The sequence below is a fragment of the Chryseobacterium sp. GVT01B genome (assembly GCF_019970045.1).
Classification (GTDB): Bacteria; Bacteroidota; Bacteroidia; order Flavobacteriales; family Weeksellaceae; genus Chryseobacterium.
The window spans coordinates 192,121-213,499 of the sequence record NZ_JAHXYI010000003.1 but is presented as its reverse complement, the minus strand read 5'-3'; the positions used below and the strand labels follow the sequence as shown (position 1 = coordinate 213,499).

The window sequence follows — 21,379 nt, the reverse complement described above, 5'->3', positions numbered from 1 at the left end:
AGAGTCTATATTATACTTTAAATATCTTCAGTTTTCTTTCAATCAGCATATAAGAAAAATAGGACAGCAATATTGAAAGAGATATTAACAACAGATTATTAAGATGATAATTATTTACAATAGCGAAATCCTGCTTCTTCACCATATAATGGATAATATATAATGAATAAGAGATATTCCCCAGGAAATACACTGCTTTGGTTTCTAAAAATGTTTTTACATAGTTTTGCTTTCCTTCATAGAGATATTTTATCATAAATGCCGACAATAAAGGAATAAACAACAATCCTTTTTCCACAAACAACATGGATACAAACAATATAAGAATGATATAAATAATGAGGTTTTCTTTTTTCATTTTAAATTGTGGCAAAAGAGCAACTCCAATTCCAAGAAAATAAGACGAAACTGTTCTTAACAAAGAAACAAGGCCATAAGGAAGATCAAGATATCTTGGTGATTCTCCTACTTCCATAGGATGTTCAGAACCTATGTACAAGTGGCCGGGTAAATAGGGAAGCACAAATCTCAAAACGACACTTGCAATAATTAAAACTTCACTTCTTATCTTATAATACAGAACAAGCCACAGCATAAAAGGGAAAATCAGATAGCAAACCCATTCTGTACTGAGTGACCAGTAAACAACATTCAGCAGATAATCAGGATTAAAAAAACATTGTAATAAAGTGGCATTTATAAAGAATCCGGTGATAATACTTTTCTCTAAAAACAAAACAATAAAAATGACTGATATAATGTATACAGGATAAATTCTATTGATTCTTTTTTTATAAAAAATCTCTATTATTTCATAATTCAGTTCTTTAAATTTTCCTGCATAAGAAACAGTCAATAAAAAAGCACTTAGTACGAAAAAGATATCAACTGCTACATATCCCTTCCCTACTATATCCTGAATGAATTCATTCCTAAAAAAACTAAAATGAAAAAAAGCTACCCATAATGCAACAACCCCTCTAAGTCCCGTTAAAGATTTTATTTCATTTTTCATATATAATTTCAATCGGTGATAAAGATAGAAAAAACCACTTAGATTTTATATTTCCTCATTACCGGGCGGTCTTTTTAAACTAAAAATAATGTTATCCGGAAAACCTTCATCTTTCTTTCCCTCCAACAGAATAAAATCATGCTTTATAAGAAGTCCTTTTGAATTTTTATTGAATGTATTTGTTATTGCTACAATTTCCTGTAAATGCAGTTCATCAAACCCAAAATTTAAAACTGCTTTCAATGCTTCAGACATGATTCCCTGTCTGTGATATTCCGGCAGCAATTCATAACCGACTTCTGCGGTTTTCCGGTCTTCAGAAAAATTCCAAAGACAGATCGTTCCAATAAGATTCGGCTGATCTTTTAGAGAAATTCCCCAATATACAGTTTGATTGTTTTGAACCCTTTGCTTAATCGTTAAAATAAATTGAAGAGCATCATAGTTTGTCTTGGGTGACACCCTTTTCACAAATTTATTGACCTCCGGATTGCTTCGGATTTTTAAAATATCTTCTGTATTATTTTCATTGATTCCTTTTAAAATCAACCTTGTGGTTTCCAGTTTCATTGATCAGATAGAATAAGTAATGGTGTATTGTTACTTTAATTATTTCATAAGCCTCTTAATGCCAAAGTTTCTGAAAACTCATTCTTGTCTGTATTCATAAATAAATACACCCCGTATTTTACAGAATAGCTTCTTTCATAAATGACAATAGACTCATTTTTATCACTGCTTTTTTTCTGTTCTATTTTATAAGGATCAGCTTTTTTATGATGATAGCCTACTTTATTTTTTAATTTTTTGACTGAAGGCTTTTTATTGCCAGTTTTTTTGGTTTTCCTGCTATTAGGTTTTTTCTCAACTTTTTCAGTCTCTTGATTTTGAATTTGGGCCTGAACCTGAGCTCCTACCGAGAGGAAAAGAAGAGCAAGCAGTACATTTTTCATGGTTATAATTTAATTAGTGCAATAAATATACACTATAAGCACTATCCATTCAAACTTTTTTCATTTTAACAATAACTATAACGCTTTTGAAACTGGGTCTGAAAACAAAAGCTTCTTTTCATTTCCTTTCTTTATTTTATTGCAGTAGCTCAAAATACTCATCAATTCAAAGTTAATTTATTCTGTAAATCTCTCAGATATACGTAATAATCAAAATTCTCACTAAATTTGCACTGTGTATATAGATAAAGAAGATTTAGACGAATTAGAGTTTCCGCAATTGCTCGCGGAAATCTCCCCATTTGCGTATTCTCCGAAAACAAGAGAAAAAATTCTTCAACTTCGCCCAATGGAAATAGACGAGGCGGAACTTTCGTTAAAAAAAACGTCGGAATATCTGTCGAGTTTTGAAAGTTCAAATGCGATTCCGTTTGATGAATATGAAGATATTGAAAGTGAGCTGAAATTGATGCTGATTGAAAACTACCGTTTGGAAAATGCTGCTTTCATCAAAATAAAAACCATCACGGAACAGATCGGAAAACTGCAGAAGTTCTTCCCTACCATGCCGGAAACATTCCCAACTTTATTAGAAGAGGTTTCTGTACTGGAATTCAGAAAAGAGATCATTGATAAAGTAGATAAGGTTTTTAACCGTTTTGGTGAGGTAAAAAATGAAGCTTCTCCAGCTTTGAAAGGTATAAGAACTGAAATTCAGCTTGCTAAAAAAGCGATACAGGAAAATTTCAACCGCGCCCTTACCACTTACGGACAGAGTGACTTTTTGGATGACATACGGGAAACAATTATTGATGACCAAAGGGTTTTGGCCGTAAAATCAGGATTCAAAAAAAGAGTACCCGGAAGAACGCTTGGAATTTCCAAAACAGGTTCCATTACTTACATTCAGCCGGACAGTGTTGTAAAGCATTACTTCAAGCTTCGTGAAAGTGAAGAGGAAGAGAAAAAGGAAATCGACAAAGTTCTCCGACAGCTTACTGCAGAACTGGCAGAGTTTCAACCTCAGCTATGGAGATATCAGGTTTATATTTTTGATCTGGATCTTACAAGAGCGAAAGCTAAGTTTGCCGATTTAGTGAACGGAATTCTTCCAAAGATCAACCGTCACAAGACATTGAAACTTAAAGATGCCTACCATCCCTTATTATGGCTGAGAAATAAAGTAGAGAATAAAACGATTTACCCTCAGACTCTTGCTTTAACGGAACATAACAGAATCATTTGTATTTCAGGGCCTAATGCCGGTGGAAAATCAATTACCCTGAAAACGGTAGGACTATTACAGCTGATGATTCAGAGTGGTATTCTGGTTCCGGTTCATCCCAAATCTGAAATGTTTTTCTTTGAGAAGATAATGACTGATATTGGTGATAATCAATCCATTGAAAACCACTTATCGACCTATTCATCAAGATTAAAGAAAATGTCCGGAATCATCCGTGAGGCTGATGCCAATACACTTCTATTGATTGATGAATTTGGTACAGGCTCTGATCCGGAATTGGGAGGTGCTCTGGCAGAGAGTTTCATGGAGTTTTTCTATGATAAAAAGAGTTTCGCCATTATCACGACTCACTACACCAACATTAAACTGGTGATAGAACAGCTTCCCAACGCCCAGAATGCAGCCATGCTCTTCAATGAAGAAACACTGGAGCCGATGTATAAACTGGAAGTAGGCCAGGCAGGAAGTTCATTTACTTTTGAAGTTGCAGAAAAAAATAAAATTCCAAGATTTATAATTCATTCTGCCAAGAAAAAGGTGGAGCACGATATCGTTAACCTTGACAAGACCATTGTAAAGCTGCAGCAGGAAAAATTTGAAGTTGAAAAACTGAAATCCGATCTTGCAGAAAGAAAAGAGTCTGTAGAAGATAAGCGTGACAATCTTCAGAAACTGAATGACCAGCTTCAGCAGAAACTGTTCAATTTCCAGAAATTATATGAAGAGGAACACCGTAAGCTTCAGTTCGGGAATAAGATTGAAACTTTCATCGACAGCTATACAAAGGGAAAATCCAGAAAGGATGTTGTAAAAGACTTTGTAAAACTTCTTGAGCAGGAGAAATTCAGGAAATTAGGTCATGATAAGGATGAAACAAAACGTCTGCAGGTTGTTAAGAGAAAAATTACGCAACAGTTGAAAAAGGAGGAAGTGATTGAAAAAATTGCAGAAACCAATGAAAAACTGGAAGAACAGCGTAAAAGTGACCGTGCTGTTTGGATGAAAATCGGACAGCGTGTTCGTATTACGGGAAGTACCAGTGTGGGAACCATTGAAAAGATTTCCAGAAACAAGGTAATTGTCAACTATGGAACCTTCAAGACAACGATTAATGCGGATGAACTTGAGAGAATTTAATTAATCTTAAATGAGTTAAAAAATAAACTCATTTACGCAAATACTAAGAGAGAGCACCAAAAGGTACTCTCTCTTTTTTATTTTTATTTCTTAATGAATTTTAACCGGATTGCACTGTTTTTATCTTTCAATTGAATAAAATAAATTCCTTCGGATAAATGACTAAGGTTTACTTTATGATCAGAAACTTTTCCTTCACCTGCTTTCTGCCCCAGAACATTATAAATTTCATAATTTGTAGCTTCTGAAATTCCGGAGATATTTAAAATATCAGATGCCGGATTAGGATAAATTTCCGGTTTTACAGACTTCCCCGATTCTTCCACTCCTAGTGTTAAATTTATCAAGTCTACGCCATAATCTTCAACTTCTCCGTAGGTAAATGTGCTACAGGCATCTGCAGGCATTGTTTGATTTGTAACAACCCTCATGGTTACTCCACAAGTTGTCAACGCTGCCAGACTTGGAATCGTAAAAACAGAAACTGCCGGAGCAGCCTGAGTGATATTATTTGCTACCATAACTCTTTCTGTAGATTCAAAAATTCCGTTGGCATTAAGATCTATCCATGCTGTTACAGTTGTCGTACCCGGAGTACCGGTCCAGGTATTGGTTACTGAAAGTTTATTTCCTGTACTTCCGATATAAAACTTTACCCTACGGCTCAGATCACTTCTGTAATCTGTGTAATTGGAAGAGCCGGAATCGCTTATCATTGGAGATGCTATTCCGGAAGAAGTTACTGTAACGTTGGAAATATGCATCATACTTGTATCTGTAGAGGCACTAGAACAGTAATTCAGTGTTGTTGTAAAAAATATAGGGTTTGACCACATTCCCTGAGTAGTGCATATTTTTGCTACCTGCACTTCATAAACTGTACAAGGCTGCAGATTCGTAATAGTAAATGAATTTTGCCCCGGTGTAGGAGTAGCTACCATCCAGGTAGTAGTTCCGGGTAATCTGTATCTGATAAAATTATTTGGGGTATCCGGATCAGCGGTCCATGTAACAGTTCCGGAGGTAAGGGTTATGGCAGACATCTGAACACCGGTGGGAACGTTCGTATCACAGTAAAATAAAGATTCTGATCCTGCTTCTATTTTGTTTTCTGCCTGAAAGCTGGAAATCCCCAAAATAAAAGAGAATACATAAAGTAGTTTTTTTGTCATGTTTATTAGTTTTTAAATTCTCTTGAAAAATAGGGATTTTATAGAACATACCTGATATTTATACCACATATTATTGTATTTTTTTAATACTTTTAAATCATACAAGTAAAAAACATATCCATTCAAGAGAATATCACTGTCAAAACCTATTTCTTATCATTGTTTGAAACAAATACAAGATTTTAAAGAACTGCATCAGTATAATTATGTTCCGAAAAGCATTTAATTTATATATTTGGGGATCAAAAAAATTTCATAATGACTTTCATAAACAAAGCATTCTATATATCCGCCTTGAGTATTTTTTCTTTAGCCCTTGTAAAAGGACAGAATAAAGTTCCTTTCGGAGTGGTAAAAGCTGAAGAAGGATATGCCAATGTACGGGTTCATAAAGACAATTACAGGAAAATTGTAGACAAGATCCGTATGCGTAAAGGAGATGTATTTGTTTATGTAAAACCTGCTCCCGGAGAAACAGAATGGATCTGGATCAAATATCCTGAAAAACAGGATGATGATAAACCGTTTGTACGGTATGAAACACTTGATAAAGAAGGAATGGTCAATAAAGAACGTATTGCTTATATAGATCAGCTTCCGGCCTACACTCCTTCCAAATCTAAAAACGGAAAATCACTTATTTTCACAGATAATTCTGATCCGAAAGTCCCTACTGCCCAAAGAACCAAAGTAGTAATTGATATCTACCCTTCCAACGCCGGCTATCGTAAGAAGGAAAAAGATGCTGAAGGAAAACTTCTGACTATCGATAAAGTAAAGCCCTGGGGAATCGGAAATGATCTTCCTGAAGGAATGACTGAAATCAAATCGATCAGGGTACAACAACCCGGAAGAGGTTCTGTCTTTGTAAGAGAAGCCATCAAAAACATGTTCCAGCCTACAATGGATTTTGAGAACATTGGTGTAACCTCCCTGGATACCGACAATATTTTCTTATACATGATAAATGGTTCAGGAGAAAACAGATACACCACACTGTGGACGATCAAGAAAGGGAGAGTAATCAGCCAGATTATTTACCATAATCCGGAATAAATTCATTATTTTTGCACCCGAAAAGTTTTAACGCTTATTCATCACAGAAATTGGTTCTGCATCACTGCAGATTAAAAGGGAACCGTGTGAAAATCACGGACTGTCGCGCAACTGTAAGTAACTGAAATCTTTATCAAAGATCCACTGTGCGAGGCATGGGAAGGAGATAAAAGATGTTACAAGTCAGGAGACCTGCCTATTTCTTTAAACAAATAACTTTCGCGATTTGAAGTTGTATTGATCTGATGGATTGTTTCAGGGGTTCTCTAAGTTCCTGTCATTATTCTGTTGTTTTAATATCGTTTTCATTTCGCTTTAATTAATAATGATATATGACTACAGAAGAAAGAATTGAAGCATCCGAAACCAGAATCTTTAAAGCGGTTTTCCCTAACACAACCAATCATTACGATACCCTTTTTGGTGGTACGGCCATGCAGCTGATGGACGAAGTAGCTTTTATTACAGCCACCCGATTTGCCAGAAAAAGAGTGGTAACGGTGAGCAGTGACAAGATCGATTTCAAAAAACCTATTCCTGCCGGAACTATTGTAGAACTGATCGGGAAAGTTTCCTACGTGGGAAAAACCAGTATGAAAGTAAATGTTGAGATCTATACCGAGCAGATGTATTCCTACGAAAGAGAAAAAGCCATTGTGGGTGATTTTACTTTTGTAGCGATTGATGAATTCAAGAAACCAATCCAGATACTATAAATAATAAAGCTTCGGGCGGCCTCTGGCCGCCCGAAGCTTATTCTATGTTCTTTACATTTTATTTCACCACTTTTTCCGTTTCCAGACTTCTGTTCAACAGCAGTTCAAAAGCCTCTCCCATTTCGTCGGAAGCTCTATTGATGGCATTTTCAAGCATATTCCGGATTTGTCTTTCTGTTACTCCGGCTTCTGTCCAACTTTTTCCTGAAGTATGAGAATTTAAGATAAATGGCATAATTCTGTCAATCCCACAGGCAAAAATAGCATCAGGGGTTTTCTCCTCTTCAAACTCAAGCCACAGATTGAAAAATTCTGTACGCAAAGGTTCGTCCAGGATTCCGAAAATCTTTTGGGCAGATGCTTTCTCTCTCTCAAACTTTCCTACCATTGCTTTTTCATCAAAAATAAAAGTATCACCAGCTTCTATTTCCACCAGATCATGAATAGAAAGCATTCTTATTACTCTCAACAGATCAATATCCGCGCGGTTTTTAGCATACGGAAAAAGAACCTGAGCCAGAATAATAATCTGCCAGGAGTGTTCTGCCGTGTTCTCTCTTCGGGAATCATCAGCATTATAATTTCTTCTCTGTACATTTTTCAAGGCATCCACTGCCAGGATAAAGTCGATTTCTTTCTGAATTTTCATCTTACTTTTTATTTCTGTTATATTGATCTGCCGGATATACCTTTGTTTTGGTAATCCATTTATTATTGATCTTTTCTTTGGTTATTACTTTCACCTGACCTTCAGTGTTCATGTCCTCTTCCTTTTCAAAGACCTTATCCAGTCCTTTATTCGGAATAACGGCATATTCAGTGGTGAAAACCCTGCAGCATCCGGATTTACCATAGGAAATAAGACGTTTGCGTTTGGCATCTGTTTCAAAAAAATCAAAGCCACTTGAGCCCAGATCTGTAAGTTCTTCACTTTTTACAAATGCCATTCTTGTGCTGTTGAATACATACACATCATAAGAAGCCGAACTGTAATTTCCCATATTTCCGTTCCTTATCGCTACATCTTCGGTTCCGTCAAAATTAAAATCATCTATAATTACTGAACGCTGGTCATTTGTCAGAGGAATCAGTTTCCCCGGAATCAATTTTTGCCCCTGTTCCGGATTTAAAACAAGATTATCAGAAACAAAACTCTGTACCTTGCTGTTATTATTGTCAAACAATTCTACCGTTCCTTTTCCCCCACATTGGCCATCATTACAATTTTCTATATGGATGATTGCGTTATATTTATTTGATACATTTTTTACTTCAAACTGATATTGTCCGAAACATGCAGGCCCAAGTAAAACAAAAGCCGATAAATGCTTATATGTATTTAATAGATTCATGCTAATAGTAGATAGATTTAGGTGTTTTTTTCCTAACAAAAATACGAATCATAATACCGATCTCAAAATCCCGGCCTTATTATCTGTAAGGATCTGAAACAAATTAACAACCATTAAATAAAAGAGTCTTTAGTGATAGAAGCTGTTTCCCGCTATACGCTCATACTCCTCGCACCACCCAGAAGCCAATCTGCTGTGGGGTAACCGCTGCTATCGGGGCTAGATGAGATAGTGATCAATGAAATAATTAATGAATAATGAGCAATTAGTAATGGGGTAATCTGAATTGTTTCTCAATATTTTTCTCAATCACATCAAAAATTTTAACAACTTTTCAACTATTTTTCACTTAAATTCATTTTTCTTAAAATTCTTAATAAAATTATTTAATTGATTATCAATATTTTATATTATTTATTTTAAAAATTTCACTACTTTGTATTGCATAATACCATTTTATTTACATATCTTTGTAATGTAAAATCGAAATAGGTACAACTAGCTAGGTTCCGAACTTCGAAAATTATATAACTAATTAACAAAACTTATCAAAGATGAATACCGAAAATACCAAAGCGCAAATGCGAAAAGGAATTCTGGAATTCTGTATTCTAAGTCTCATCAATAATCGCGAAATGTATGTTTCTGATCTAATTGACGAACTGAAAAAAGGAAAACTGGATGTAGTGGAAGGAACCCTCTACCCTCTTCTTACAAGACTTAAAAACGGAGAGTTTCTCTCTTACAGATGGGAAGAATCTACAGGAGGGCCACCCAGAAAATATTATCAGATCACAGAAAAAGGAAAACTTTTCCTGGATGAACTTCAAAACACATGGAATGAGCTGACAGCCTCAGTAAACCACATCACTCAACAAAATTAAAAAACAAAGCTATGAACAAGACACTCTCAATAGGACTCGCAGGTTTTTCTTTTACAATAGAAGAACACGCATATATAAAGCTCAGCGATTACCTGAACGCACTGAGAAGCTCACTGGATGCTTCTGAGGCAGATGAGGTAATGCATGACATAGAAATAAGAATGGTGGAGATATTCAAAGATTCTCTGGGAAAACGCGAAGTGATCAACGATACCGATGTAGAAAAGGTAATCGCACAGATCGGAAGCCCGGAAAAAATTGAAGAACAGGAAGAGGCTTATTTTTCTGAAAAAACATCTACCAGAAAGAACTATTCAGGAAACAATTATACCGATAAGAAACAACTGTTCCGTGATCCGGAAAAACAAAAAGTAGCAGGTGTTTGCGCAGGTTTAGCTCAATATGTAGGAATGGATATTACTACCATGAGAGCCATCTGGCTGGGAATTTTCGTCTTAGGAATTTTCACGGCAGCAATCTCTTCTTCATTGATCGGTCTTTTATATGTAATCCTTTGGATTGTACTTCCAAAAGCTGAAACAGCGGCAGATTTCCTGAAAATGCAGGGAAAGCCTATGAACTTCGACAATCTTAAGAATGAGTCTAATAAATTGGTTCAGTTTGCCAATGAATCTACTCAGAGGGTCGGAGAAATATACAACGAAAACAAGCCTTACATCAACAACGCAGGAAGCGGAGTTTGGAATGTATTCAAGTATATCGTAGGAGGATTCTTCGTATTGATGGCTGTAGGAAGCATTATCGGAGTATTTGTATTATTCGGTCTTTTCGGGATGGATACAGACTTTCCTGGTGCCAATGAAATCAGATTCTATATGGATGACCAGGGGCTTGATAAAGTATTGGCAGCCATGATGGTCATCGGAAGCTTAATTCCGGCAATCCTTTTCAGCTTATTAAGTATTAAAATATTCTCTCCAAAAACAAAACTGAGAAACATCGGATGGGTAGTAGGAGGTTTATTTCTTCTTCTGATCGGACTGGGAACTTATTTTGGAATAAGCATGGCTAAGAAAGACATGATCTACAGAGGAAGTAAGGAAGATGTAGAGAATGTAGCCATCAATACTACTTCAGATACAGTGTATGTAGATGTAAAGCAAATCAACATCCCTCAAAATTTTAAAGCTTACAATAATGATATTTATTCTGACAAAAGAACAGTTTTCGAAGAAGATTATATCTCAGTAGATGTAACAAGAAAGCCAGATATTAAAACACCTTATCTGATCATTAAAAAAGAAGGAAAAGGATACAATTTCCCAATTCAGCTGACAGTTCCAGTAGAAGTTGTAAACAATAAAATACTCCTTCCAAACTATATCAAATATCCATACGAGCACAGATTCAGAGACTATAGCCTTGACTATGAACTTGTAGTTCCGCAAAAAGCAGTGGTTATTTCAATGAATAAAAACCATATCCACATGGATGGTGACTTAGATGGAGACGGTATCAATGACGATGAACAGGACAGTGATGAAGATAACAACAGTGTAAGAATTGAAAAAAATAAAATCACGGTAAACGGTTCCAGTATTGAGTACAACTCTGATGATAAGGACAGTATCATCGTAAATGGTAAAAAAGTTCCGAACAACCAGGCAAAGAAAGTAATTGATTCTGCAGTGTCCAATATCAAAAAATCAAATAAAGATATGGACATCAAGATCAAAGACGGAAAAAACGAAATTTCCATACAAACTAAATAATTAACTTCAGAGAGTGGTTAGAAGGTGTGAGTGGATGGCAACCGTTTGAAATTCACACCCTTCTTCTCTCAGAAAAGTGAAAATAAAGCTATATTTAGTTTCTTATGTAAAAAAAAAGTTTTAATTTCGTAGAGCTAAAATTTAATAACCAATCAACCAAAAACGCAACCTTATCATGATACAATTTGCAATGGAATTCGTAATGAAAATCGTAGATTTAATTAGCGGTTTGTTTTAAGAGCGATAATATTTCAATATATTTGTAAAGTATAACCAAAATTTGGTTATACTTTTTTGTTTTTAATTCAAGAAATCTATGAAAAAGCTGATAGGCAAAGCAATGTTAAAAATATTAGGCTGGAAAGTCGTTCTGCAGGGCGATGTCAACAACCTGAACAGGTGTATCCTTGTGGTAGCACCGCACACCCATAATATGGAATATATTTTAGGAAATTTCGCCTATTGGTCCCTGGAAAAGCCTTTAAAAATCATTATTAAAGATGCCCACACCAAAGCCTGGTACGGAAGCCTTGTAAAAGGACTTGGAGGTATCGGGATCGACAGAAGCCAGAAAAATGACCTGGTTAATTTCGTAGCCAAGCAGTTTGCTAAAGAAGATTTCAGTCTTGTCATTACCCCGGAAGGAACCAGAAGCTGGGTCCCAAAATGGAGAAAAGGGTTTTATCATATGGCATTGGCAGCAAAAGTTCCTATCGTACTGGCCGCAGGTGATTTCAAAAGAAATATTGTCTATCTGGGTTATACCATTCCGTATGAAAGAATAGCATCCGTTCCTTTTTCAGAAATCATGCAGGAAATTCAGGACTATTATGTGAAAAACGATATTGTTCCAAAAGTTCCGGAAAACTGGAATCCCAATATTATGGGAACCGGTACTGAATAGATGCCAGATGCAAAATTAAAATCAATTATAAGAAATGAAAGGTCAGACAAAAGAAGAAATATTAGCATTCATCAATAACTGGGGCGATGTAACGCTTGCAAAAACTCTTGAAATAAAATTCATAGATATTGATCTGGAAAATGAAACCCTTACTGCCACGATGCCGGTTCTTCCAAGAACACATCAGCCGTTTGGGATCATGCACGGAGGAGCAAGCTGTGTTTTGGCTGAAACCTTAGGGTCAAGCCTGTCCAATATATTTATCGATGGTGAAAAATATTACGGAGTAGGAACCAATATCAATTCCAATCATTTAAGAAGCAAAAAGGACGGAATTGTAACCGCTACAGCACGCTTTATCAGAAAAGGAAAAACCATGCACGTTTCAGAAATTGAAATCCGTGACGAAAAAGGGGTTTTAATCAATCATACTACGATGACAAATAATATCATTAACAGATAAATTACCACAACATAAAAAATAAAGAGCTTAAAATAAATTTAAGCTCTTTTTATTTTGACATCTTTAAGACTAGTAATACCTTTGCAGAAAGGAAAATTACTCCGGGAATTTCCTGTATAATTTCCGGTCATTGATTTTCAAAATTCCTTCATAGCTCATGATTTATTTCAAACTTCCTTTCGACGAAAGACTACTGTCTGCCGATGAAAAAAATATAAAAAATGCAGTCAATTTTTATTCCTATAATGGTTCAGAACACATCAGCTTCCATGGAAATATTGTTGAAGTTAATTCTGAAGAATTTGCTCATACTTCAATCACAAACGAAGGATTGATCAAAGATCCAACAAATACTGCTGCTGAAACAAAGGAAGAATATTGTCAAACATTACGGGAAGTGATTGAAGTAATCAAAGAAAACAATCTTCCCAAAATTGTTTATTCAAGAAGAAAGATCTTTACGGATTTTAATACAATCAATTATAAAACGAGCTTTAAAAACCTCTGCGAATCTTACCCAAATGCTTTCAGGTATCTTTTTAATGACGGCGAAAATGCCTGGATGGGTGCTTTTTCCGAATTATTAGGGAAATTCAATAAATCTACCCATCAATTTGAAACGATGGCCTTAGCTGGTACTCTTCCGGTATCTGAAGAATGGTCTGAAAAGGAAATTGAAGAACAAAAACCCGTTACTACTTATATTCAGGATATTCTTAAAAATTATTCTGACAATGTAAATCAATCGGAAACCTACGATCATATTTCCGGTAATATAAAACATCTAAGAACGGATTTTAAAACTATCATCAAACCGGAGGATCTTGATAAGCTAATTCAGGATCTGCATCCTACTCCGGCTGTCTGTGGAATTCCTAAAGATTTCTGCAATGAAAACATTCGTAAATACGAAAAATTTCCACGCGAATTCTATGCCGGATATATTAAAATCGAAACCGAAGAGAGTATTCTGTACTTTGTGAATCTGCGTTGTGCAAGACTTTATAAAGATGCTGTACATATTTTTGTAGGAGGTGGAATTACAGCGCAAAGCAATCCTGAAAAAGAATGGACGGAAACGGAACTGAAATCTGAGGCTATATTGAAAAATCTGGTTATTTCTTAGAAGATATTGTTTTTTATATGTGAGAATTTTCCCACAAATTGCACAGATATTTGTATATATTTTCTTTGCTGAGTGGCAACGCCTTTGCGAACGATTTTAAAGCCATTTATTCTCCTCTTGCGAACTTTGCGTGATAATATTAAGTTTTGGCTAGAGCCAATTGAATTTTATTCTATTTAAACGGACTAAAGGCCGCTCCTATTGATCCAAAAAACAGTATTGAAATCTAATGGCAACAATTCCCTACTACCTACTACCTGCTACCGCCACCTATAACCTAACCTCTGCTACCTAATAAAAAACAAAAACCTCCTTCCAAAAAAAGAGGCTATATCTATATTAAAAATATTCAATTTATTTCTTTACACCGATTCTGCTCCAGGTATCCATTACAAAAAGCAGGATAAGACCTATTGCAGCTGCTCCGGCTGAGAATGCAAACCTAACGTTATCTTCATCTCCTAAGATATCTGTTGTCTGCCAGTTGATCGCATAAAGATTGATGGCGATGAATACAATAAACAGTACTAAAAATACTTTATAAAACTTCTTCATGACTCTTAAAAATTAATATAATTCTGCACCAGCTGGGCAAAATTTGCGGTGAATAATTTAATTGAAATTGCCAAAAGGATAATTCCGAAAACTTTCTGAAGGATCATCAAAGTAGCATCCCCGATTTTTCTCTCCAACCATTTCGCAGATTTCAGCACCAAATATACGAAAATTGTATTAAGAATAATTCCGAAGATAATATTAATATCATGAAATTCAGCTCTCAGAGATAGTGCTGTAGTTAACGTTCCAGCTCCTGCAACCAGCGGAAATGCGATGGGTACAATAGATGCGGCCTTTGCCTCAGTTGTTTTATTGATTTCAATTCCTAAAATCATTTCCAGGGCTATGACAAAAATCACAAAAGCACCGGCAATGGCAAAAGAATTTACGTCTACTCCAATAAGCTTAAGGATCTTATTTCCTACGAAAAGGAAAACAATCATAATAGCACCGGCAGTAAGTGCTGCCCTTCCGGCCTCAATCTGTCCAAACTTCTGCTGAAGACTTACTATAATGGGAACTGAGCCGATAATATCGATAACGGCAAAAAGAACCATAAAGCTGGTAACGACCTCTTTAAAAGAGAAACCATCAAGAATTTCCATCTCTTTGTAATTAAAAATTTCGCAAAAATATGAAAATAAACTGACTATTTGCTAATTTGTGAATACAAATTAACAATTGTTTTCAAAAGTTCTTCAAGTGCATCAGCAGATTTCACAGGATTATATTTCTCCATCTGAACTCTCTGCTGCAATTTGTTGTAGTCTTCTGCAACTGAAGCGCCTTTGTGTTTTTCAAGAAAAGTCTTAAACTCTACTGCAGAGCCTTGGAAATACTGACTTCTCACTTCCTGATCCAATTCCTCCAGTGTCGTAAAGAACTTTTCGTACTCACCGTTATCTTTAAGATTTTCCAGGTATCCAAAGTAATCATTGATATCTGTTTTCAGTAATTCTCTGATCTCTTTTTCTGTTTCAGCCACTGAACCTAAAGGTTTTGACGGTACATTTTCCCTAACTAATGTACGTTTTTTTTGCCAATTTTTAAATAACAGATAAGCAACAAATAAACTGATCAGAATGGCAATATTCGTTAAAAGTATATTCCAATGGAATTTACTTTTTTCTTTTACTTTAAACGAAGTTGTTTTTAAAACCGGAGTATTTACCGTCTCCAGAAGGTTATTGGTATACTCATTTACCTTTTCTACCGTAGAACGGGCCTCCAGGATCTGATCGTGAGAAAAAGCATTCAGATCAAGTGTTTTTTGTCCCAGATCTACATATTCTTTGTTTTCAGGATTAAAGAAAGCAAATTGTTCAGTTTTAATAGAGATTGCCCCAGATTTTTTGGGAATAATGACATAATTAGCCAGAATCTCACCCTTCATTCCTGCAGCTCCCGGAGAAACTTTAGAGGTAATTTTCGGAGGAAAAACTTCATAATCCGGAGATGCAGCAATTTTAGGAAGTTCCATGTCCGGTAAATTTCCTTCACCTGAAACCTTTACTACAACATTCAGGGGTTTCTTGGCTTCCGGTTTTTCTTTGGAAGCATTATATACGTTGACATTAAAGTTTCCGACAGCATTTTTAAAACATTCAGGCGCTCCTTCAGGAAGCTTCCTTACATTAATTTTTACTTTATTGGAAACAATCTTGGTTTTATTGGAATAAGTACTTACAGAAGCTGACACCCCGGGAACTTCCACATATCCGGCTTCATTAGGAAATACCATAAACATGGCCAAAACCTGTGAAGGCATATTTCCGTATCCGGACGGATCTATCTCAGATTTATCAAAATTGATAGGATGTACGTTGATATTATCCTGCTGCGGAAGATGGATATTCTTCACCTTTCTCAGGTTATCCATATTTCTTGAGTATACTCTAAGAACAGCTACTGTAGGCTGATCCTGATAGACTTCCCGGTCATCAATTTCCATATTCAGATAGACATCATTGGATGTATTGGCAGCTAATGATCTTCTGTCAACAATATCACGGATATTAACGTCGAAAGGTTCTGTTTTATAGATTCTGTTGTTTACCGTAACCAGAACTGAGCCTATTTTTATTTTCCCTTTTTTTTTGGGTTCAAGGGCAATTCTGGATACTTTTTGGGTAATTAAAGTATTGGTTGCTGGATCAATCACGGTATTGGTAACAGATCCGCTTCCTATGATATTAAATTTTGAAAGATCCGGAAGCTGGAAACCGGTCTGCTGTACAAGGTCACTTCCGTTAAGTTCAAGAACAATGGTAAGGTTTACAATATCTTTCCCTCCATACTCGGATTTATCAGCATCCAGAGTAAGATTTACCTGTCCGTAAGTAATTACGGATGCGAGGGTAAGCAATATGTAAATCAATTTGTGCTGCATCACCAATCTTTCTCGTTGCTTTCAGGCATCGAATAAGAATTTTTGTTTAAAATTCTTCTGGCGGTTTCTTTTTCTTTTTCGTTTATTTTATCTAAGATCGCATTTTCAAGATTCTTAGGCATTCTGCCTTCATTATTCTGATTCTGCTTAGGATTATCACCTTGGTCGCTTTTACCTTCGTTTTGCGGGCCATTTCCCTGATCCTGTTTTTTGTCTTTGTCGCCTTTCTGATCGTCACCTTTGTTCTGATCATTTCCGCCGCCGCCTTTTCCTGAGTTATTCTCCTTGTTTTTTTGTTGTTCTTTTTCTTTCTCTTTCAGCTTGGCAATCTCATAATTTTTTCTGGTTACCTCACTGTAGGGATCCTGCTTTAAAGCTTTTTTATAAAAATCAGCAGCTTTTTCCGGCTGATTCATCTGCATATAAGCATTCCCTAAATTATGAAGAGCGGCAGTTTTATCAGGAAGTGTTTGTGAAAGTTTTTCTGCTTTTTCAAACTCCGTCTTTGCCTCTTCGTATTTTTTACTTTTATAGAGTGCGTTCCCCATATTATAATGAGCAGTAAAATCTTTATCATTGGATTTTATGGCTTCCATATATTTTGAGGAGGCTCCGTCATAATCTTTACCGTCAAATTTCTGATTGCCTTCATGAACCAAATTTCTGTAGCTTTCCTGCCCAAACAAGAAGCCTGAGAATGAGATGACAACAATAAACGATAAAAATATGATTTTAGTATTCATCACTTGCAAAATTATTCCTTTATATGTTAAGAAACAGAGTTTTATTTGTTAAAATTCGGTTAAAGTACTTGTAGAATTTCTTCTATATAAAGAGGAAATCTACACATTAAAATCCTTTTTAGGATTAAAAATATAAATTAAAAAGAAAAACAGAATAGATACTGCAAGGAAATATTGATAATAATGAATGGCATTCTGTGATTTCACCATGGTTTCAGCACCTGCGGACTTTTTATTGACTGCATCAACAATTCTGTCCGGCGCTTCATTGATATTATTACCGTCAATGTAAGTTCCGTCTGTAGATTCTGCCATTTTCTTCAAGGCTTCGGTCTGTCTCTTTGAAATAACTGTGCCTCCGTTCACATCTGTTTTGTACCCCATCAGCTGTCCGAATACATATTCCGGAACCGGAGCTCCTTCATCTGTCCCGATTCCTACGGAAGTAATGCTTATCCCTTCTTTATTGGCCAGTCTTATCGCAGCATTATCATTTCCTTCGTTATCTTCACCATCACTCATCAGGATTACTTTTCTGGATCCTTTGCTTACATTTTTAAATTTATCTACGGCAGCCTGCATCCCTTTCAGAAAATCTGTTCCCTGAATCTGCATAGAATTGGTTTCAATCCCGCTGATATAAGTCTCTGCAGAATTATAATCTGTGGTAAGAGGCATGATAGACATTGCGTGCCCTGCAAAGATGACGATACCTACCTTATCATTATTCATTTTCTTCATCGTGGCTGTCATCAGGTTTTTAGCTTCTGTAAGACGGCTTGGGTCTATATCCTCAGCATTCATAGAGTTGGATACATCCAGCATGAAGATTACATTGTTCAGCTTCTGAGTACTTTTCACCTCTTCTGAACCATTCAAAAGATCAATGATGGAAAATATCAGAAACAATGTTCCTAATAAATATAATGCAGGAAAAAACTTCGTAAATCCTGATCTCTTCTCAAATAAGTTATCATGAAACTGGCTGGCTGCAAAAATTTCTCTTTTCTTGTTTCGCCATTTTAAAAAACGGATCAAAAAGGAAGCTAACAGCGGCAGAAGCAACAGTAAAAATAAATACCAATAATTTCCTAAAGACCAACTCATCAGCTTAAAATTTTATAAAACACCCATCTCAACAATGCGTCAAATACCAACATTCCTAAAGCAATCCAAAGAAATATCTTGAAATATTCTTCATAATTGTACAGTTTGGAAACTTTCACATCAGATTTTTCCAGTTGGTTGATCTCGTCATATACTTCTTCAAGACTACTGTTTGAGGTTGCTCTGAAGTATTTCCCTCCCGTAGTCTGTGCAATTTCTTTCAAGGTATTTTCATCAATGGTCACTTCGGTTTCCGTAAAGATAAGATCTCCAAAAATGTCCTGTGATGTCGGCATCAGAGCATATCCATTGGTCCCGATTCCGATTGCATATACCTTTATATTATTATTTTTTGCCAGTTCAGCAGCAACCTGCGGAGGAATAGCATTCTGAATATTGCTTACCCCATCCGTCATCAGGATGACCACCTTACTTTTGGCTTTGCTTTTAACCAAATGATTCACTGCAACGGAAAGACCTTCTCCAATGGCTGTACCTGGTTCAAGGCCCGCAGAATTCAGGTTTTTAATTTCATCAATAACTACCTGATGGTCTGAAGTCACCGGAACTTTCGTAAAAGCTTCAGCAGCATAGGCTACAACTCCTATTCTGTCATTGGGGCGTTTCTGGACAAATTTCACAGCAATATCTTTCAATGCTGTGATTCTGTCGGGATTCAGATCTTTTGCAAGCATACTTAAAGAAACGTCAATAGACAGCATAATATCTACTCCCTTTGTATCATCCCTGTCCTGAGAAATCGTAAACGTTCTCGGTCTGGCCATAGCAATGATCAAAGCAGTAAGAATGATATACTTCGAAATTTTCAGCAAAAAAAGCACGCCCCGGATTCCATCGCTGTGATCCATATTTTTTACGGTAGGCACTTTTATACCTTTTCTTTTCCGTCTTCCGGCATCTTTAATAAAAAGCGGGATAAACAGCAGAAAAAGCAATAAGAACCACGGGCTGTAAAACTCAAAATTAAACATCCTTTCTTAAGTTTTCGAATTCTAAATCTTTGGATGATCTTTTCACAAAATCTCTGATATTGGCAAAATCAGTCTCCATTGTATTCTGATCAGGAAAGGTTTTGGCAAATTTCACCAGATCTCCTCTCAGAAATACATCTTCTATTATTTTTTCATTGTCCTGCGAAATTGTATTGTTCTTTTTCATGACATCAATAAGGTCATCTGTAAGAAGAACATCTGCAGGAAGGTGGTATTGTTTGGTAATGAATGTTCTGGAAATATCGATCAGTTCAACATAGAATGAACGGAAGTTTCCACCTTCAATATATTTTTTCTTTTTAAGAGAGTCAAGTTCTTTCAACGTCTGATTGGTTGCCACAACAGGAGAACTTTTTGATTTCCTTCCCCATTTTACAATCATAATAATTGCAATGATTATAGCAATACCTGCCAATGCTGCCAGAATATAAAACTTATAAAGCTCCCAATAATCTTTAGCTTCCAGTTTCACCTGTTTATTCTTCATGATATCATTGATCTGATCTGCTTTTTGAGCAGTATTAATGACATCTATTTCATAAGGAATGGTTTTAAGAACTTTATCCCCTACTTTGAATTCCAGTTCAGGAATAGTGAATTTTCCTTCATCAAAAACGGCAAATTCAATCTTTCTTTCGTAAGAATTGGCAGTCTGCCCGATACTGTCTTTGATTTCTTCAAAGTGAAAAGGGAGCAATTCATTTTTCGAAGCGGAAGTTACCTGCTGCTCATTAAGGTTATCAATCTTTATGGTGATATGATTGGTTTCTCCAAGAGCGAGGGTTTTCTTTTCTACGTTAGAGGATAATATCTGTGAAAAAGCATTCGCACAGATCAGAAAAGATAATATTAAAAGTATTTTTCTCAATGTTAAAATAATAAAGGCAAGTGCCTCATGTTTTTAGTTACGGGCTGAACCCGGTGTTATTTTTTCTGAAAATAATTATACAACAATTTTGAATAATCTGAGCCGGTATTGATGTTCATAAAACTTGCAGAACTGCTGGCAAAATCTTCTTCCAAAGCTCTCAGTTTTTGTTTTTGAGCTTCTGCAAAGGTATACCGCCATCTTGCACTGGAAGTATTGGCCCATATCTCCTTTCCTGTCTCCACATCGTGCAGAAGAGCATATCCTACATCAGGAATTTCATTATCTTTTTCATCAAAAATCCTCATTCCTAACAGCTGATGTTTCTTTGAAGCCACTCTCAGCATTTTGGAATCATATTCATCTTCAAAGTCTGAAAACAGAAAAACCAGCGATTTCCTTTTGAAAATCCCCATCATATACTCCATCGCTTTATCTATTTTAGATTCTGCAGGAACATAATCTGCGGTCAGAATATTACTGATGATGGAAAGAATATGTTTTCTTCCTTTTTGAGGAGGAATTACTTTATATACTTTATCCGCAAACAGGATCAATCCTACTTTATCATTGTTTCCGGCTGCTGAAAATCCTAAACTCGCTGCTATTTCGGCTACATATTCTCTTTTCAGCTGAACTTTCGTACCGTAATCCATGGAAGCGGAAATATCAACAAGAATCATCATCGTCAACTCCCTTTCTTCCTCCATTACTTTTACAAATGGCTCACGGAATCTTGCCGTTTTATTCCAGTCGATTCTTCTGATCTCATCTCCAAATTGGTAAGGACGGACTTCAGAGAAGGTCATCCCCTGCCCTTTAAAAGCGCTGTGATATTGCCCCATCAAAGCAGCCTCCGTCTTCTTTCTGGTACGGATTTCAATCTGCTTTACTTTTTTTACAATATCTTTTATCTGCATAGACGAATTCAAGGTTCAAGGTTT

The 21,379-nt window shown here is 35.9% G+C and carries 22 protein-coding genes and 1 riboswitch; of the genes, 8 read left to right on the top strand and 14 right to left on the bottom strand.

All coding sequences use genetic code 11. The annotated features are described in order from the left end of the window. Positions 1-10: 10 nt before the first annotated feature. Genes LC457_RS07705 through LC457_RS07695 form a run of 3 tightly spaced genes read right to left on the bottom strand, consistent with a single transcriptional unit; the run spans position 11 to position 1,968 of the window. Complete coding sequence (locus LC457_RS07705) at positions 11-1,015, bottom strand: acyltransferase (RefSeq protein ID WP_223599312.1); 1,005 nt, start codon at positions 1,013-1,015, stop codon at positions 11-13. 45 nt (positions 1,016-1,060) lie between these two features. After that, positions 1,061-1,585, bottom strand: coding sequence for a GNAT family N-acetyltransferase (locus LC457_RS07700; protein ID WP_223599311.1), 525 nt, complete (start codon positions 1,583-1,585; stop codon positions 1,061-1,063). A gap of 44 nt (positions 1,586-1,629) precedes the next feature. Next, positions 1,630-1,968 (bottom strand): hypothetical protein, encoded by a 339-nt coding sequence (locus tag LC457_RS07695; RefSeq protein WP_223599310.1) that lies wholly within the window; start codon positions 1,966-1,968, stop codon positions 1,630-1,632. Positions 1,969-2,203: 235 nt separating this feature from the next. Here LC457_RS07695 and LC457_RS07690 point away from each other — a divergent pair, with 235 nt between their 5' ends. Beyond that, complete coding sequence (locus tag LC457_RS07690) at positions 2,204-4,351, top strand: DNA mismatch repair protein MutS (protein WP_223599309.1); 2,148 nt, start codon at positions 2,204-2,206, stop codon at positions 4,349-4,351. Between the two features lie 83 nt (positions 4,352-4,434). On the opposite strand, the gene LC457_RS07685 is transcribed toward LC457_RS07690, so the two are convergent. Beyond that, complete coding sequence (locus LC457_RS07685) at positions 4,435-5,523, bottom strand: GEVED domain-containing protein (RefSeq protein ID WP_223599308.1); 1,089 nt, start codon at positions 5,521-5,523, stop codon at positions 4,435-4,437. A 258-nt stretch (positions 5,524-5,781) separates the two neighbouring features. Here LC457_RS07685 and LC457_RS07680 point away from each other — a divergent pair, with 258 nt between their 5' ends. Further along, the gene (locus tag LC457_RS07680) at positions 5,782-6,579 is read left to right on the top strand and encodes a hypothetical protein (protein ID WP_223599307.1); all 798 of its coding nucleotides are present in this window, start codon (positions 5,782-5,784) and stop codon (positions 6,577-6,579) included. Between the two features lie 34 nt (positions 6,580-6,613). Next, positions 6,614-6,794, top strand: a riboswitch (cobalamin riboswitch). Between the two features lie 117 nt (positions 6,795-6,911). Beyond that, on the top strand, positions 6,912-7,295 hold the full coding sequence (locus LC457_RS07675) for an acyl-CoA thioesterase (RefSeq protein ID WP_002977578.1): 384 nt from the start codon (positions 6,912-6,914) through the stop codon (positions 7,293-7,295). A gap of 58 nt (positions 7,296-7,353) precedes the next feature. Here the strand turns inward: LC457_RS07675 and LC457_RS07670 are convergent, their stop codons facing one another. Both LC457_RS07670 and LC457_RS07665 read right to left on the bottom strand, forming a co-directional pair. After that, entirely contained in the window at positions 7,354-7,944 is a 591-nt protein-coding gene (locus LC457_RS07670; RefSeq protein ID WP_142718617.1) for an HD family hydrolase, read from the bottom strand. 1 nt (position 7,945) lies between these two features. After that, positions 7,946-8,647 carry a hypothetical protein gene (locus LC457_RS07665; protein WP_223599306.1) on the bottom strand — a complete coding sequence of 234 codons (702 nt, stop codon included), beginning with the start codon at positions 8,645-8,647 and terminating at the stop codon, positions 7,946-7,948. 554 nt (positions 8,648-9,201) lie between these two features. Between LC457_RS07665 and LC457_RS07660 the strand changes: the two genes are divergently transcribed. The 5 genes from LC457_RS07660 (at position 9,202) to LC457_RS07640 (ending at position 13,757) form a co-directional block, all read left to right on the top strand. Then, complete coding sequence (locus LC457_RS07660) at positions 9,202-9,531, top strand: PadR family transcriptional regulator (RefSeq protein WP_047421133.1); 330 nt, start codon at positions 9,202-9,204, stop codon at positions 9,529-9,531. Positions 9,532-9,542: 11 nt separating this feature from the next. Beyond that, positions 9,543-11,264: a PspC domain-containing protein gene (locus LC457_RS07655; RefSeq protein ID WP_223599305.1), complete on the top strand. Its 1,722-nt coding sequence runs from the start codon at positions 9,543-9,545 to the stop codon at positions 11,262-11,264. Positions 11,265-11,580: 316 nt separating this feature from the next. Then, positions 11,581-12,168, top strand: a complete 588-nt coding sequence (locus LC457_RS07650) for a 1-acyl-sn-glycerol-3-phosphate acyltransferase (RefSeq protein WP_213280243.1) — start codon at positions 11,581-11,583, stop codon at positions 12,166-12,168. Between the two features lie 34 nt (positions 12,169-12,202). Further along, entirely contained in the window at positions 12,203-12,631 is a 429-nt protein-coding gene (locus LC457_RS07645) for a PaaI family thioesterase (protein ID WP_047378514.1), read from the top strand. 157 nt (positions 12,632-12,788) lie between these two features. Next, positions 12,789-13,757 carry a chorismate-binding protein gene (locus tag LC457_RS07640; RefSeq protein WP_223599304.1) on the top strand — a complete coding sequence of 323 codons (969 nt, stop codon included), beginning with the start codon at positions 12,789-12,791 and terminating at the stop codon, positions 13,755-13,757. Positions 13,758-14,111: 354 nt separating this feature from the next. Here LC457_RS07640 and LC457_RS07635 read toward each other — a convergent pair whose 3' ends face one another. The 8 genes from LC457_RS07635 to LC457_RS07600 all read right to left on the bottom strand — a co-directional run bounded on the left by LC457_RS07635 (position 14,112) and on the right by LC457_RS07600 (position 21,355). Then, positions 14,112-14,312 carry a hypothetical protein gene (locus LC457_RS07635; RefSeq protein WP_223599303.1) on the bottom strand — a complete coding sequence of 67 codons (201 nt, stop codon included), beginning with the start codon at positions 14,310-14,312 and terminating at the stop codon, positions 14,112-14,114. A 5-nt stretch (positions 14,313-14,317) separates the two neighbouring features. After that, complete coding sequence (locus LC457_RS07630; protein WP_047421122.1) at positions 14,318-14,920, bottom strand: MarC family protein; 603 nt, start codon at positions 14,918-14,920, stop codon at positions 14,318-14,320. Between the two features lie 44 nt (positions 14,921-14,964). After that, positions 14,965-16,704: a BatD family protein gene (locus tag LC457_RS07625; RefSeq protein ID WP_223599302.1), complete on the bottom strand. Its 1,740-nt coding sequence runs from the start codon at positions 16,702-16,704 to the stop codon at positions 14,965-14,967. Next, positions 16,704-17,447, bottom strand: coding sequence for a tetratricopeptide repeat protein (locus LC457_RS07620; protein ID WP_223599301.1), 744 nt, complete (start codon positions 17,445-17,447; stop codon positions 16,704-16,706). The genes LC457_RS07625 and LC457_RS07620 overlap by 1 nt, the downstream gene beginning before the upstream one ends. Before the next feature lie 99 nt (positions 17,448-17,546). After that, the gene (locus LC457_RS07615) at positions 17,547-18,554 is read right to left on the bottom strand and encodes a VWA domain-containing protein (protein ID WP_223599300.1); all 1,008 of its coding nucleotides are present in this window, start codon (positions 18,552-18,554) and stop codon (positions 17,547-17,549) included. Continuing rightward, positions 18,554-19,546 carry a VWA domain-containing protein gene (locus LC457_RS07610; protein WP_223599299.1) on the bottom strand — a complete coding sequence of 331 codons (993 nt, stop codon included), beginning with the start codon at positions 19,544-19,546 and terminating at the stop codon, positions 18,554-18,556. Before LC457_RS07610 ends, LC457_RS07615 begins: the two co-directional genes overlap by 1 nt. Continuing rightward, positions 19,539-20,435: a BatD family protein gene (locus tag LC457_RS07605; protein ID WP_223599298.1), complete on the bottom strand. Its 897-nt coding sequence runs from the start codon at positions 20,433-20,435 to the stop codon at positions 19,539-19,541. Before LC457_RS07605 ends, LC457_RS07610 begins: the two co-directional genes overlap by 8 nt. A 56-nt stretch (positions 20,436-20,491) precedes the next feature. Next, positions 20,492-21,355 carry a DUF58 domain-containing protein gene (locus LC457_RS07600; protein ID WP_047421113.1) on the bottom strand — a complete coding sequence of 288 codons (864 nt, stop codon included), beginning with the start codon at positions 21,353-21,355 and terminating at the stop codon, positions 20,492-20,494. Positions 21,356-21,379 lie beyond the last annotated feature (24 nt).